The organism is Paracoccus sp. TOH (assembly GCF_030388245.1).
Taxonomy (GTDB): Bacteria; Pseudomonadota; Alphaproteobacteria; order Rhodobacterales; family Rhodobacteraceae; genus Paracoccus; species Paracoccus simplex.
Genome location: NZ_CP098360.1, coordinates 280,814 through 293,931, shown reverse-complemented (window position 1 = coordinate 293,931; position 13,118 = coordinate 280,814). Strand labels below are relative to the sequence as shown.

Sequence of the window (13,118 nt, the reverse complement as noted above, 5' to 3'; positions counted from 1 at the left end):
TCCTTAGTGGTTGGCGATCAACAACAGGCCCAACAGCGCCATGGCGATGCTGGCGGCCCGGTCGATCCAGAACTTGGCGGCAAAATAGCGCGAGCGCATCGCTGCTGTCGACATCAGAACCGCGACCAGCGCGTACCAGCACAGTTCGGTCGCCAGGCAGATGCCGTAGATCAGCGTCTGGCGCGCGGCGCCCATCGGCTCGGGAAAGACCGACAGGATCAGCGCCGCATAGAACAATGCCGGCTTCGGGTTCGAGAGATTCAGCGCGATTCCGCCCCAGAACCCCCTGGAGGCGCCGCCCGCCGCCTGCGGCAGCGGCCGGGTCGAGGCGCGCCACAGCCGCCAGGCGAACCACAGCAGATAGAGCCCGCCGAGGATCTTCATCCCGGCGAACCAGCCCGGATGCAGCTTGAAAAGCACCGCCAGCCCGCCGAGCGCCGCGATGCACCACAGCGATGCGCCGACGGCCAGCCCCAGCGCATAGGGCAGGGCGCGCTCGCGCCCATGGGCGAAAGCGGTCTGCACGGTGGCGATGATCGCCGGGCCGGGGGTCAGGATCGCCAGCGACAGCGCCGAGACAAGCGCGATGACCTGCTCGGCGCTCATCGCGGGGGATCAGTCCTTTTTCGTCGTGGCGATGTCGGGCGCGTCCACCGCCTTCATGCCGACGATGTGATAGCCCGAATCGACGTGATGCGTCTCGCCGGTCACGCCCGAGCCCAGGTCCGAGAGCAGGTAGAGCGCCGACTTGCCGACATCCTCCTGGCTGACGTTGCGGCGCAGGGGCGAGTTCAGCTCGTTCCATTTCAGGATATAGCGGAAATCGCCGATGCCGCTGGCGGCCAGGGTCTTGATCGGCCCGGCCGAGATGGCGTTGACGCGGATGCCGTCCTTGCCGAAATCCTCGGCGAGATAGCGCACCGATGCTTCCAGCGCCGCCTTGGCGACGCCCATGACGTTGTAATGCGGCATGACGCGTTCGGCGCCGTAATAGGTCAGGGTCAGGATCGAGCCGCCATTCGGCATCATCGCCGCGGCGCGGCGGGCGACGGCGGTGAAGGAATAGACGGAAATATCCATCGTCATCAGGAAGTTGTCGCGCGTGGTTTCGGCATAGCGGCCGCGCAACTGCTCCTTGTCGGAAAAGCCGATGGCGTGGACGATGAAGTCCAGGCTGTCCCAGCGCCCGCGCAGCGTCTCGAACAGCGCGTCAATGGAGGCCTCGTCCGAGACGTCGCATTCGGCCAGGAAATCCGACCCGACCTGCGCCGCCAGCGGCTCGACCCGGCGCTTCAGCGCCTCGCCCTGATAGGAAAAGGCCAGCTCGGCCCCCTGGTCGGCCAGTGCCTTGGCGATGCCCCAGGCAATCGACTTGTCGTTCGCTAGCCCCATGATCAGGCCGCGGCGACTTTTCATCAGCCCGATACCGGCTTCACTTGACATGATGCTGCCCCTTGCGCTTCTTCAGTTTTCAGCAGGATTAGGACAGTTGCAAGGGGGCATCAAGTGTCGGTAAGCAGGCTGCCGTGAGCGATCGTAGCGGAATTTTCGCGGGCGACGACCCTTTTGCCATCGCGCGAAGCTGGCTGGCCGAGGCCGTGCGGACCGAGCCGAACGACCCCGATGCCATCGCTTTGGCCACCGTGGACGCCCAGGGCATGCCCGATGTGCGCATGGTCCTGCTGAAGGAGATCGAGGGCGCCGGCACCGACGGCGCCTTCGTCTTCTATACCAATCTCGAAAGCGCCAAGGCGGCCGAGATCGAAGCCACCGGCGCCGCCGCCTTCGTCATGCACTGGAAATCCCTGCGCCGGCAGGTGCGGGTGCGCGGCCATGTCAGCCGGGTCGAGGACGAATTGGCCGATGCCTATTACCGGTCGCGGGCGCTGCAGTCGCGGATCGGCGCCTGGGCCTCGCGCCAGAGCCGGCCGCTGGCCAGCCGCAGCGCGCTGATGGCCGAGGTGGCGCGGCAGGGAATCAATCTTGGGTTGCACCCCGCGCGCCCGCCTCACTGGGGCGGGTATCGCATCCGTCCGGTCCAGATCGAGTTCTGGGCGGACGGCGCCTTCCGCCTGCATGACCGCTTTCGCTGGACAAGACAGGATTATGACCAAGAAAACAGGCTATTGCAGGGGGGCGATCAGGAAATCGTGCAAAGTTTCTGGCATGTCAGCCGTCTTAGCCCTTGATGCGGGTTCGCGATTTATCCATGGTATGGAAAACCTGACCAACCCGGCGACGCCTTCGTTCAGTTCTGCATGAGGGAGAGAGCCGGAGTTTCGGGTCGTTTCTGGTTTTCAGACGGGTGATGAAGAGAGATGGACGAAGACGACGAACAACAGCGTAAGATTGCGGGCGTCGTGAAATGGTTCGATGGCGGCAAGGGCTTCGGGTTCCTGACCGATCCCGATGGCGGGGCCGACATCCTCCTGCACGCCAACGTGCTGAGGAACTTCGGCCAAAGCTCGGTCGCCGAAGGTTCGCATGTCACGGCCATCATTCAGAAGACCCCACGCGGCATGCAGGCCGTCGCGGTGCTGGAGATCACGCCGCCGGCGGCCGAGCCGATGCCGGCCATCGCCGACCTGTGCTCGGCCACGCCCGAGGAAGTGGCGCAGCTGCCGCTGCTGCCGGCGCGGGTGAAATGGTTCGACAAGGCCAAGGGTTTTGGTTTTGCCAATGTCTTCGCCGACAAGGCCGATGTCTTCCTGCATATCGAGGTGCTGCGGCATTCGGGCTTTTCCGACCTGGCGGTGGGCGAGGCGATCGCCATTCGCGTCGTCGATGGCCGGCGGGGGATGATGGCCGCGCAAATCCTCTCTTGGGAACGAGCCGCGATCGAGGCGCGGTTGGTGCAACCGGGGGGGGCGGCCGCGCTCGCTAAATTGCGGCTGGTTGCGGGCGCGGTATGAAGTTACGAGCCGTTGCGGTTCTTCTTGCTCTGGTTCAGTTAAATTCCAGTCCTTCCCCGGCCCAGGCGGCCGGTTGCCAATCCGACCTGGCCCTGTTCAGCGGCCGGGGCGCGCCGGTCCGGGTCCAGGTCGAAATCGCCGATTCCGCTGAGGAGCGGGCGCGGGGCCTGATGTTCCGCCGGCATCTGCCGCCGGGGCAGGGGATGCTTTTCATCTATGAAACACCGCAGCCGGTCAGCTTCTGGATGCGGAACACGCTGATTTCGCTGGATCTGGTCTTTATCGACGCGCGGGGCGAGGTGCGGCATGTCCATCCGATGGCCCGGCCGCTGGACGAGACGGCGATTCCCGGCGCGGCACCCGGCGATCCGGCGCCGGATCGGCTGATGGTGCTTGAGGTGCCGGGGGGCGACGCCGCCCGGCTGGGCATCTTCAAGGGCATGGCGCTGTCCCATCCCGGACTGCCGCAGGCCACCGCGCTGGCGCCCTGCGACTAAGCGCGGCGGCCGCTTTTCCCCTTTCCCCCCGCGCGGCCAGCCGCTAGACAGCGGCTCAGGTTCGGGGCGTAGCGCAGCCTGGTAGCGCGACGGTTTTGGGTACCGTAGGCCGGAGGTTCGAATCCTCTCGCCCCGACCATTCCTCTTTTCGGCGACGGCCAGTCAACCGCTTTCGGGCCGGTGGACTATCCGCCTGACCAAAAAGCCAGCGTGACTTTGTTGCATCAGAAGCGGTTCATGTTCCAAGGGGCCGCCGCCTGTTTCAAAGGCGTCACCTTTTTCTGTTGGAAGGCATTTGAAGAGTAAACGAGGTTCCCATGAACGCTTGGTGGAGCACGTCAGTCCGCATCAACAGGATTCTTGGAGGACAGCAGTCCGAGCCCCTCTGTTCGCGGGTCTATCGGCAGCCGCCGTCTTTGTGGCGGACGGCTTTCATGGCCCTGATGGATCGGGCATTCGCGGAAAACGCGCATTGCGAGAACATCCACAGCCGCTGGCGGGATCTGTCCGGCACCTGAGCCGGTCGGGGTCATGTCTGCGCAGCCAGCGCCTTCTCCAGCGCCTCAAGCGCCGCGATGGTGGCGGCGTAGCTGCTTGCGGCCCTGGGGAAGCGCTCGCACCGGTCGCGATAGAAGTCCAGCCATTTCGGCAGCTCCTCCAGCGGATAGGTGGCGGACCAGATGTTGCCGGTCAGGGTGAAGGTGGATTCGTCATGGGTGGCTTTCATGGCCGCCTTTTGCGGCCCCGCCGCCCCGCCATCAAGACCGGTCGCGGTCCGGGCCGGGGCGCGCGGCAAAAAATGCGCCGGACAGGGGCGGAAATACCCGCCGCCCCTTGTTCTTTCCCCGGCCCGCCCATAGAACCCGCCCCGGAAACTGCTGGGGGGCAAGGGAATGCCGCTTCTGGTGATGAAATTCGGCGGCACCTCGGTGGCCGACCTGGACCGCATCAAGAATGCCGCACTGAAGGTTCAACGCGAGGTCGAGCGCGGCTATGACGTGATCGTCATCGTCAGCGCCATGTCGGGCAAGACCAACGAACTGGTCGGCTGGGTCGAGGCGACCTCGCCGCTGTTCGATGCCCGCGAATACGACGCCGTGGTCGCCTCGGGCGAGAATGTCACCGCCGGGCTGATGGCGCTGACCCTGCAGGAGCAGGGCGTGCCCGCGCGCAGCTGGCAGGGCTGGCAGGTGCCGATCAACACCACCGCGCAGCATTCCTCGGCGCGGTTCGTGTCGATCCCCTGCGACAACATCAATCAGAAATTCGCCGAGGGCATGCGGGTGGCCGTGGTCGCGGGCTTCCAGGGGCTGGCCTCGGACAACCGCATCACCACGCTGGGCCGCGGCGGCTCGGACACCACCGCCGTCGCCTTCGCCGCCGCCTTCGGTGCCGAGCGTTGCGACATCTATACCGATGTGGACGGGGTCTACACCACCGATCCGCGCATCACCTCGAAGGCGCGCAAGCTTGACAGGATCGCCTTCGAGGAAATGCTGGAACTGGCCAGCCTGGGCGCCAAGGTGCTGCAGACCCGCTCGGTCGAGCTGGCCATGCGTTACAAGGTCCGCCTGCGGGTGCTCAGCTCGTTCGAGGATACGGATGAGACCAGCGGCACTCTGGTCTGCGATGAGGATGAAATCATGGAATCGAAAGTCGTCAGCGGCGTCGCCTATTCCCGTGAAGAGGCCAAGATCACCCTGGTCACCGTCGAGGACCGGCCCGGCATCTCGGCGGCGATCTTCGCCCCCTTGGCCGATGCCGGCGTCAACGTGGACATGATCGTCCAGAACATCTCGGAAAAGGATTACGAGGATCACCCGGGCGCGGTGACCGACATGACCTTTTCCTGCCCGGTGAACCAGGTCGCCCGCGCCAAGAAGGCGATGGAGGAGGCCAGGGCCGCCGGCACCATCGCCTATGACGAGCTGGTCGTGGATACCGAGGTCGCCAAGGTCTCGGTGGTGGGCATCGGCATGCGCAGCCATGCCGGGGTCGCCGCGCGCATGTTCAAGGCGCTGGCCGATGAAAACATCAACATCAAGGTGATCTCCACCAGCGAGATCAAGATTTCGGTGTTGATCGACCGCAAATATATGGAACTGGCGGTGCAGGCGCTGCATGATGCCTTCGAACTGGAACGGGCCTGAGCCCGGCCCGACAGGCTGAAGCGGGAGGATTATGCCCGAACGCAAGGACAGTGACTCGCGCAAGCTGCTGCTGCGGCTGCGCGAAACCTTGGCCGCCCCCGGGGGCGGCCAGCATCGTCTCGATCAGATCACCCATCACATCGCTGATTCGATGGGAACGCAGGTTTGCTCGATCTATCTTTTCCGCGATCCCGACACATTGGAACTTTGCGCCACCGAAGGGCTGAAGCCCGAATCGGTGCACCAGACCCGGCTGCGGCTGGGCGAGGGGCTGGTGGGCCGCGTCGCCCGCACCGGCCGACATGTGAACACCGCCAACGCCCCGGCCGAGCCCGGCTTCCGCTACATGCCCGAGACCGGCGAGGAGATCTTTTCCAGCTTTCTCGGCGTGCCGATCCAGCGCGTCGGCGAAAGGCTGGGGGTGCTGGTGGTGCAGTCCCGCGACGCCCGCCAGTTTTCCGAGGACGAGGTCTATGGCCTCGAGGTCGTCGCCATGGTGCTGGCCGAGATGGCCGAGCTGGGCGCCTTCCTTGGTTCGCAGGCCGACAGCCTGCCCCTGCAGCACCGTTTCCCGGTGATGTTCCGCGGCAGCACCGGGCAGGAGGGCTGCGCCGAGGGCCGTGTCTGGCTGCACGAGCCGCGCGTGGTGGTGACCAATCCGGTCGCCGACGATCCGCTGAAAGAGAAGGCGCGCCTGGTCGAAGCCGTGGCCATGCTGCGCACCACGGTCGATTCCCTGCTGGCCGCCACCGACATGGGGTCGGGCGATTCGGCCGAGGTGATGGAGACCTATCGCATGTTCGCCCATTCCCGCAGTTGGCTGCGGCGGATGGAGGAGGCGATCGAGCTGGGCCTGTCGGCCGAGGCGGCGGTCGAGAAAGAACAGAGCCAGGCCCGCGCCCGGCTGGAAAGCGCCGCCGACCCCTATCTGCGCGACCGTCTGCACGATCTCGACGACCTGTCGAACCGGCTGCTGCGCATCCTGACCGGGCAGGGCCGCGACACCGGCGCCGAAATGCCCGAGGATCCGATCCTGGTCGCCCGCAATATCGGCCCGGCCGAGCTGCTGGATTACGGCCGCAGGCTGCGCGGCGTGGTGCTGGAAGAGGGCTCGGTCGGCAGCCATGCCGCCATCGTCGCCCGGGCGCTGGCGATCCCGCTGGTCATCCATACCGAGCGCATCACCTCCGAGGCGCTGAACGGCGACCAGATCCTGGTGGACGGCGACATGGGCACCGTGCATCTGCGCCCCGAGGAATCGATCACCAAGGCCTTTCGCGACAAGGTGGCCATGCAGGCCGAGGCGCAGAAGCGCTATGCCGGCCTGCGCGACCTGCCGGCGACCGCGACCTGCGGCACCACGATCCAGCTTTACATGAATGCGGGCCTGATGGCCGACCTGCCCAGCCTGGAAAGCTCGGGCGCCGAGGGCGTCGGCCTGTTCCGCACCGAGCTGCAGTTCCTGACCCGCACCCGCGTCCCGCGCCGGGGCGAGCTGGCGGCGCTTTACGCGCATGTGCTGGACAATGCCCATGGCAAGCCGGTGATGTTCCGCACCCTGGATATCGGCTCGGACAAGGTGCTGCCCTATATGAAACCGCAGGACGAGCCGAACCCGGCGATGGGCTGGCGGGCGATCCGGGTGGGTCTCGACAAGCGCGGCGTGCTGCGGATGCAGTTGCAGGCGCTGATTCGCGCCGCGGTGGGCCGGCCGCTGCACGTGATGTTCCCCTTCATCACCGAGATGCACGAGTTCGAGGAGGCGCATAAGCTGCTGATGGAGCAGCTGGCGCGCGAGCAGCGGCTCGGCCATGCCATGCCCTCGGACATCCGGGTCGGCGCCATGCTGGAAACCCCCTCGCTGGCCTTCGCGCCGAAGAAGTTCTTCGAGATGTGCGATTTCATCTCGGTGGGCGGCAATGATCTGAAGCAGTTCTTCTTTGCCGCCGACCGCGAGAACGAGCGGGTGCGCCGGCGCTACGACACGCTGAACACCTCGTTCATCACCCTGCTGGACCAGATCGTGCAGCGCTGCGACGAGGCGCGGGTGCCGGTGTCGTTCTGCGGCGAGGATGCCGGCCGGCCGATCGAGGCGGTGACCTTCGCCGCGCTGGGTTTCCGGCGGCTGTCGATGCGCCCGGCCTCGATCGGGCCGGTCAAGCACCTGATCCGGCGCGTGAACCTGGCCGAGCTGCGGCGGGTGATCGACGATGCCCGCGATCTGGGCGAGACCAACCTGCGCCGCTGCATCACGGAATGGCTGGCGCGCCAGTGACGGCGGCCCGGTAAGGGACCGAAAGGCCGCCTGCATGGCGGCCTTTTTCATGGGACACAGGCCCCCGGCCGCGAGCCGGAGCGTCACAAAGCCGGGCGACGCTTCACAGTTTTTTGGGGGATTACATGGCGGACCCGGAGCGATTCGAACGCCCGACCCCCAGATTCGTAGTCTGGTGCTCTATCCAGCTGAGCTACGGGTCCGCTGTGAGGCGGTTATCTAGAGACAGTGCCGGGGGGGTGCAAGACCCAAAATCACCATTTCGGAAATCTTTTTCCGGCACCGCCCCCTGCGCCTCATTCCACCGCGGATTCCGGGCGCGGCGCGACCATGGCAAGCTGGCGCGGCAGGTGCAGGATGAACTGCGTGCCCTCCTCGTCGCTGCGCAGAAGCTCCAGACGGCCGCCATGGTTGCGCACCAGATCCGCCGCGATGGCAAGGCCCAGCCCGGTGCCGCCCTTGCGCGAGCCGCCCGAGAAGGGCTGGAACAGGAAGTCGCGCGCCTTCTTCGGCAGGCCGGGGCCGGTGTCGCCGATGCGGATCCACCATTCCGTCTCGTCCTCGCCGGCGCCGATCTCGATGGTGCCGGGTTGCCGCGTGGCCTCGATGGCCTGCCGGGCGTTGCGCACCAGGTTCGACAGCACCCGGAACAACTGGTCGCGGTCCGCGCGGATGGTCAGGCTGGGCGGGATGTCGGTCAGGAACTCGATCGGCTCGGCCCCGTCCAGCCGGTCTGCGGCCATGGCCTCGCCCTCGGTCACCTCGGCCACCAGCGCCGAGAGGTTGAAGCGCGACAGCGACGGCGCCGGTTCCTCGGCCTTGCCGAAGGCCAGCGTCGTTTCGCACAGGTTCACGGCCCGGCTGATCGAATTCACCAGCTTGGGCGCGGCCCGGCGCACCGCGGGGTCGGCGCTGGTCTCCAGCCGGTCGGCGAAGATCTGCGCCGTGGTCAGGATGTTGCGCAGATCGTGGCTGATGCGCGCCACGGCCTGGCCCAGTTGCGCCAGCCGGTCCTTCTGCTTCAGCGCCGAGGTCACGGTGCGCTGCATGGCGGCCAGCGCCGTCTCGGCCTCGTTCAATTCGGTCAGCCGCGCGGTCGGCGTGATGATCGAGCGCGCATCCTCGGGCGCGCCGGCATAGGCGGTCATGTGGTTGATGACCCGGCGGATCGGCACCAGCAGCAGCCTTTGCGCCGCCACGTTCAGCAGGATCGCGGTCAGGATCGAGAAGGCGGCCGAGATCAGCAACAACCGCAGCCCATAGTCGATCATCTCGGTGCGCAGGCCCTGGGTGTCGGTGGTGATCTCGATCAGCTGGCCGGCCTGGTTCACCGGGGCGCCGATCACCCGGATCACCTGGTTGTGCGGATCCAGAAGCTGCACCATGGCATCGCGGATCGAGGTCCAGAACGGCTGCTCGCGCAGGTCGTAGGTGGCCGAGATCGGCCCCGGGATCGGCGAGGACAGCACCAGTTGCCGCACGTCGTTGCGCCGCAGCACCACGTTGAAGACGCCGGCATTCTCCAGCAACTCGGATTCCAGGTCCGAGGCCAGCGATTCGTCGGTCGCCAGCAGCGCAAGGCTGGCGATCTGCGCGCGCTCGAGCCGCGATTCCAGGAAATCCAGCCGATAGTTTGCGATCGACGGCAACAGGATCAACACTTCCGCCAAGAGCACGAAAATGCCCGTCAGCAGCGCGAATCGGCCGGAAAGGGTATTCAGGGACATGGTCGGTTCTGCAATTCCCCTTGTCTCGGCGCCGTTGCTTCACATAATGGCTGGGGCCGCGCAGTTCAAACATGCGTGACATTGCCTAAGTTCCCTGCCTGCTGCCCGTCGGCGGCAACTCTGCCGAAATCCACCTATTGCGGTTGACTTGGCCGGCGCGGGCGACTATCCAGCGGGCCTCGAATGACCGGCGCGTCTTGCGTGGGCTGGTGGCCCATACCCTGACACGCCCCGACCCGGAGTTGAAAGATGTCGAAACGCACCTACCAGCCGTCGAACCTGGTTCGCGCCCGCCGCCACGGCTTCCGCGCGCGCATGGCGACCAAGGGCGGCCGCCGCGTGCTCAACGCCCGCCGCGCCAAGGGCCGCAAGTCCCTCAGCGCGTAAGCCTTCGCGCCTCAGGGCGTGGGCTTTCCGTGATGGGCAGCACCCCCGAAGCAGCCGCCGCTGACCGGCCCGTCGCTGAGCCGACGCCGGACAGGGCGGCTTCTGCCGTTTCGGCGGCCGAGGCGCGGGCTGGGCTGGAGACCCTGCGCAAGCGGGCGGATTTCCTGCGTGCGGCCTCGGCCCGCCGGCAGGGCATGCCCGGTTTTCTGCTGCAGGCCCGCTGGCGTCCCGAGGACGAGGCGGGGCAGGCGATCCGGGTCGGCTTCACCTGCTCGAAGAAGATCGGCAACGCGGTGATGCGCAACCGCGCCAAGCGTCGGCTGCGGGCCTTGGCGCGCGAGGTCATGCCGGCCGCGGCGCGGCCCGGCTGGGATTACGTGCTGGTCGGCCGGCCGGACTCCACGGTCAACCGTGACTTCGCCGCATTGCGCGCCGACCTTGCCGCCGCACTGGCGCGGGTGCATGGCAAATGAGCCCGCTCGCGCATCTGCTGGCGCTGCCGGTGCGCGGCTACCGGCTGGTTGCCAGCCCCTGGGTCGGGCATGGCTGCCGCTTTCAGCCCACCTGCTCGGCCTATGCGCTCGAGGCGCTGGAGCGGCATGGCGCGGTGCGGGGCGGCTGGCTGGCGGCGCGGCGCATCTGCCGCTGCCATCCCTGGGGCGGGCATGGCCACGATCCTGTGCCGGGTTCGGAACAGCCGCAGGACTGACGCCGCGGCGCTTTTCATGCTAATCAGGGCGCGCAAGCCCGACGAGGACGAATGATGCGGGACGATATCGCCAGCGAGACCGAGAATTTCGACACGGCCGAGGAAATCCACCCGCTGTTTCGCGGCGCCCCGTCCTCGACCGAATTCCGCAAGCTGCGCAAGCGCCTGGTGCGCGAGACCCGCGCCGCGATCGAGACCTATGACATGATCCGCCCCGGCGACCGCTGGCTGGTCTGCCTGTCGGGCGGCAAGGACAGCTACACGCTGCTCGCCGTGCTGCACGAGCTGAAATGGCGCGGGCTCTTGCCGGTCGAGCTGCTGGCCTGCAACCTCGACCAGGGCCAGCCCGGCTTTCCCGCGACCGTGTTGCCGGAATTCCTGACCGACCGGCAGGTGGCGCATCGCATCGAGTATCAGGACACCTATTCCATCGTGAAGGAGAAGGTGCCCGAGGGGCGGACCTATTGCAGCCTGTGCTCGCGCCTGCGCCGCGGCAACCTCTATCGCATCGCCCGCGAGGAGGGCTGCCAGGCCGTGGTGCTGGGCCATCACCGCGACGATATCCTGGAAACCTTCTTCATGAACCTGTTCCATGGCGGCAGGCTGGCCTCGATGCCGCCCAAGCTCCTGAACGAAGAGGGGGATCTGAACCTGCTGCGTCCGCTGGCCTTCGTGGCCGAAGCCGATTGCGAGCGGTTCGCCCGCGCCATGAACTATCCGGTCATCCCCTGCGACCTCTGCGGCAGTCAGGAGGGGCTGCAGCGGATGCAGGTCAAGAAGCTGCTGGACGAATGGGAAACGCGCGCGCCCGGCCGGCGTCAGGTCATGTTCCGGGCGCTGATGAACGTGCGCCCCTCGCATCTGCCGGACCCGAAGCTGTTCGACTTCACGGCGCTGATGCCGGATGCGTCGGATTTTAGCGAAAAACCCGTGCCGATCCTGCGCGAACATTAACCGAACGAAAAGCGTCGCGGGCTAGTCTGCAAGCCGGACAACAGATTCGGATCTGGGCATGGCTTACGGAATCACCGCCGCGGCGGCGCGGCTGACACGGCTGGTCAAGAGGACGGGCGCCGGGCAGGACAGGGCCCGGCTGGCGCTGGTGCTGCGGATCGAGAATGTCGAGACCCTGCGCCTGGGCCTTGGCCCGGCGCTGCTGGAACAGATGCTCGACCTGCTGGCGCGCCGCCTGGTCGCCGAGTTGCGGCTGCTGCCGCAATCCCGCGCCCCCGGCTCGCCCGAGATCCTGGGCCTTTTCGCCATTGGCCGGCGGCAGGCGGTTCCCGGATTGCTTGCGCGCCTGCAGACCATCTGCCGCGCCGGGGTCGAACTGCCGGAGCTGCGGATCTGCCCGGTGCTGAACGGGGTCATCGTCAGCGACGAAAGCGGCACCCGGCCGCCGGATGCGCTTTACGCGCAGGGCCGGGCGGCGCTCCAGGGTTGCAGCCCGCTCTCGGTCGCGGGGCAGTTGCGGTTCGTCGAGCTTGGCGCCGAGGATGGCGGGACAGACTCCGCGCCCTTCGCGCTGGAGCGCGTCGCCCTGCTGTTCCAGCCGCAGATCTGCTGCGATACCGGTCAGGTGCTGGCGCTGCGGGCGTTGCCGCGGCTGCGTATCGACGATCGCGACGGCCGTGATCTGGAGGAGGTCGAGCCGCGTCTCGACGAAGAAAGCCTGGGCCGGATCGCCGCGCATGTGCTGCGCCTGGCGCTGAGCGCCTTCAAGGGCTGGGACCGGATGGGCGCGCGCGTGCCGCTGCTGTCGCTGCCGCTGTCGGACCGGATGCTGGCCGACCCGGTGCTGGCCGACTCGATCCTGTGGGAACTGGACCGCCAGGATCTCTCGCCCGACCGGCTGGAGATCGAGATCTGCGAGCCCGTCGGCGGCCGCGGCGGCCGGATGCCGGTGTCGGCGAGCCTGCAGAGCCTTGCCGCGGCGGGTTGCGCCATTGCGCTGGGGGATTTCGGCACCGGCAGCGCCGGCTTGGCCGACCTGCGCCGCTTCGGCATCGGCCGGGTCCGCATCGGCCGCGACTTCATCGCGGGTTGCGACCGGCGGGCCGACCAGCAGCGCATGATTCTGGCCATCCTGGCGCTGGCCGAACACCTGCGGCTGAAGACCCTGGCCGACGGCGTCGCCACGCCAGAGGAGAACGCCTTTCTGGCGCAGATCGGCTTCGACGCGGTGCAGGGGCCGGCCGTCCTGCCGCCGCTGGAGCCCGGCGCGGTCGACGATTTCCTGCTGGAGCATGGCCATTCCCTGCCGGCGCCCTTCGATCTGCGGCGCAGGGTCTGACCCGCGCCATGCCGCCTGGTGATCGGTTTGGGCCATGCGGCCGAAATGGCCTGCTTCCCTTGGCCTCGACGCCGCTCTGCCGGTGCCGCGACCGTGGCGCGTCCGCCGGCGCGCGGCCGGGCGCTGCACAGTCCGCTCGGCGGTTTTCGGGCAAATTCCCTTGACCTT

General features: G+C 67.2%; 14 protein-coding genes and 2 tRNA genes. 11 read left to right on the top strand and 5 right to left on the bottom strand.

Annotated elements, in window-relative coordinates; translation table 11 throughout:
* Positions 1-3: 3 nt before the first annotated feature.
* Positions 4-606: a LysE family translocator gene (locus NBE95_RS01400; RefSeq protein ID WP_289894122.1), complete on the bottom strand. Its 603-nt coding sequence runs from the start codon at positions 604-606 to the stop codon at positions 4-6.
* A 9-nt stretch (positions 607-615) separates the two neighbouring features.
* Positions 616-1,443 (bottom strand): enoyl-ACP reductase FabI, encoded by an 828-nt coding sequence (gene fabI, locus NBE95_RS01395; RefSeq protein ID WP_289894121.1) that lies wholly within the window; start codon positions 1,441-1,443, stop codon positions 616-618.
* An 83-nt stretch (positions 1,444-1,526) separates the two neighbouring features.
* Here fabI and pdxH point away from each other — a divergent pair, with 83 nt between their 5' ends.
* The 4 genes from pdxH to NBE95_RS01375 all read left to right on the top strand — a co-directional run bounded on the left by pdxH (position 1,527) and on the right by NBE95_RS01375 (position 3,548).
* Complete coding sequence (pdxH, locus tag NBE95_RS01390; protein ID WP_289894120.1) at positions 1,527-2,189, top strand: pyridoxamine 5'-phosphate oxidase; 663 nt, start codon at positions 1,527-1,529, stop codon at positions 2,187-2,189.
* Positions 2,190-2,318: 129 nt separating this feature from the next.
* Positions 2,319-2,912, top strand: coding sequence for a cold shock domain-containing protein (locus tag NBE95_RS01385; RefSeq protein ID WP_289894119.1), 594 nt, complete (start codon positions 2,319-2,321; stop codon positions 2,910-2,912).
* Positions 2,909-3,409 (top strand): DUF192 domain-containing protein, encoded by a 501-nt coding sequence (locus tag NBE95_RS01380; protein ID WP_289894118.1) that lies wholly within the window; start codon positions 2,909-2,911, stop codon positions 3,407-3,409. Before NBE95_RS01385 ends, NBE95_RS01380 begins: the two co-directional genes overlap by 4 nt.
* 62 nt (positions 3,410-3,471) lie before the next feature.
* A tRNA-Pro gene (locus NBE95_RS01375) sits at positions 3,472-3,548 on the top strand.
* 390 nt (positions 3,549-3,938) lie between these two features.
* Here the strand turns inward: NBE95_RS01375 and NBE95_RS01370 are convergent.
* A complete protein-coding gene (locus NBE95_RS01370; RefSeq protein WP_289894117.1) occupies positions 3,939-4,136 on the bottom strand; it encodes a hypothetical protein in 198 nt (65 codons plus the stop codon).
* 166 nt (positions 4,137-4,302) lie between these two features.
* On the opposite strand from NBE95_RS01370, the gene NBE95_RS01365 reads away from it, so the two are divergent.
* Together NBE95_RS01365 and ptsP are read left to right on the top strand one after the other, a co-directional pair.
* Positions 4,303-5,559, top strand: a complete 1,257-nt coding sequence (locus tag NBE95_RS01365; RefSeq protein WP_289894116.1) for an aspartate kinase — start codon at positions 4,303-4,305, stop codon at positions 5,557-5,559.
* Between the two features lie 31 nt (positions 5,560-5,590).
* On the top strand, positions 5,591-7,834 hold the full coding sequence (gene ptsP / locus NBE95_RS01360; RefSeq protein ID WP_289894115.1) for a phosphoenolpyruvate--protein phosphotransferase: 2,244 nt from the start codon (positions 5,591-5,593) through the stop codon (positions 7,832-7,834).
* A 126-nt stretch (positions 7,835-7,960) separates the two neighbouring features.
* Here the strand turns inward: ptsP and NBE95_RS01355 are convergent.
* A tRNA-Arg gene (locus NBE95_RS01355) sits at positions 7,961-8,037 on the bottom strand.
* 93 nt (positions 8,038-8,130) lie between these two features.
* Positions 8,131-9,561, bottom strand: a complete 1,431-nt coding sequence (locus tag NBE95_RS01350) for a HAMP domain-containing sensor histidine kinase (protein WP_289894114.1) — start codon at positions 9,559-9,561, stop codon at positions 8,131-8,133.
* A gap of 249 nt (positions 9,562-9,810) precedes the next feature.
* Between NBE95_RS01350 and rpmH the strand changes: the two genes are divergently transcribed.
* Genes rpmH through NBE95_RS01325 form a run of 5 tightly spaced genes read left to right on the top strand, consistent with a single transcriptional unit; the run spans position 9,811 to position 12,950 of the window.
* Positions 9,811-9,948: a 50S ribosomal protein L34 gene (gene rpmH, locus NBE95_RS01345; protein ID WP_017998233.1), complete on the top strand. Its 138-nt coding sequence runs from the start codon at positions 9,811-9,813 to the stop codon at positions 9,946-9,948.
* A 32-nt stretch (positions 9,949-9,980) separates the two neighbouring features.
* Positions 9,981-10,421 carry a ribonuclease P protein component gene (rnpA, locus tag NBE95_RS01340; RefSeq protein WP_289894113.1) on the top strand — a complete coding sequence of 147 codons (441 nt, stop codon included), beginning with the start codon at positions 9,981-9,983 and terminating at the stop codon, positions 10,419-10,421.
* A complete protein-coding gene (gene yidD, locus NBE95_RS01335; protein WP_289894112.1) occupies positions 10,418-10,657 on the top strand; it encodes a membrane protein insertion efficiency factor YidD in 240 nt (79 codons plus the stop codon). The genes rnpA and yidD overlap by 4 nt, the downstream gene beginning before the upstream one ends.
* A gap of 54 nt (positions 10,658-10,711) precedes the next feature.
* A complete protein-coding gene (ttcA, locus tag NBE95_RS01330; RefSeq protein WP_289894815.1) occupies positions 10,712-11,611 on the top strand; it encodes a tRNA 2-thiocytidine(32) synthetase TtcA in 900 nt (299 codons plus the stop codon).
* Positions 11,612-11,669: 58 nt separating this feature from the next.
* Positions 11,670-12,950 carry an EAL domain-containing protein gene (locus tag NBE95_RS01325; RefSeq protein WP_289894111.1) on the top strand — a complete coding sequence of 427 codons (1,281 nt, stop codon included), beginning with the start codon at positions 11,670-11,672 and terminating at the stop codon, positions 12,948-12,950.
* Positions 12,951-13,118: the final 168 nt, after the last annotated feature.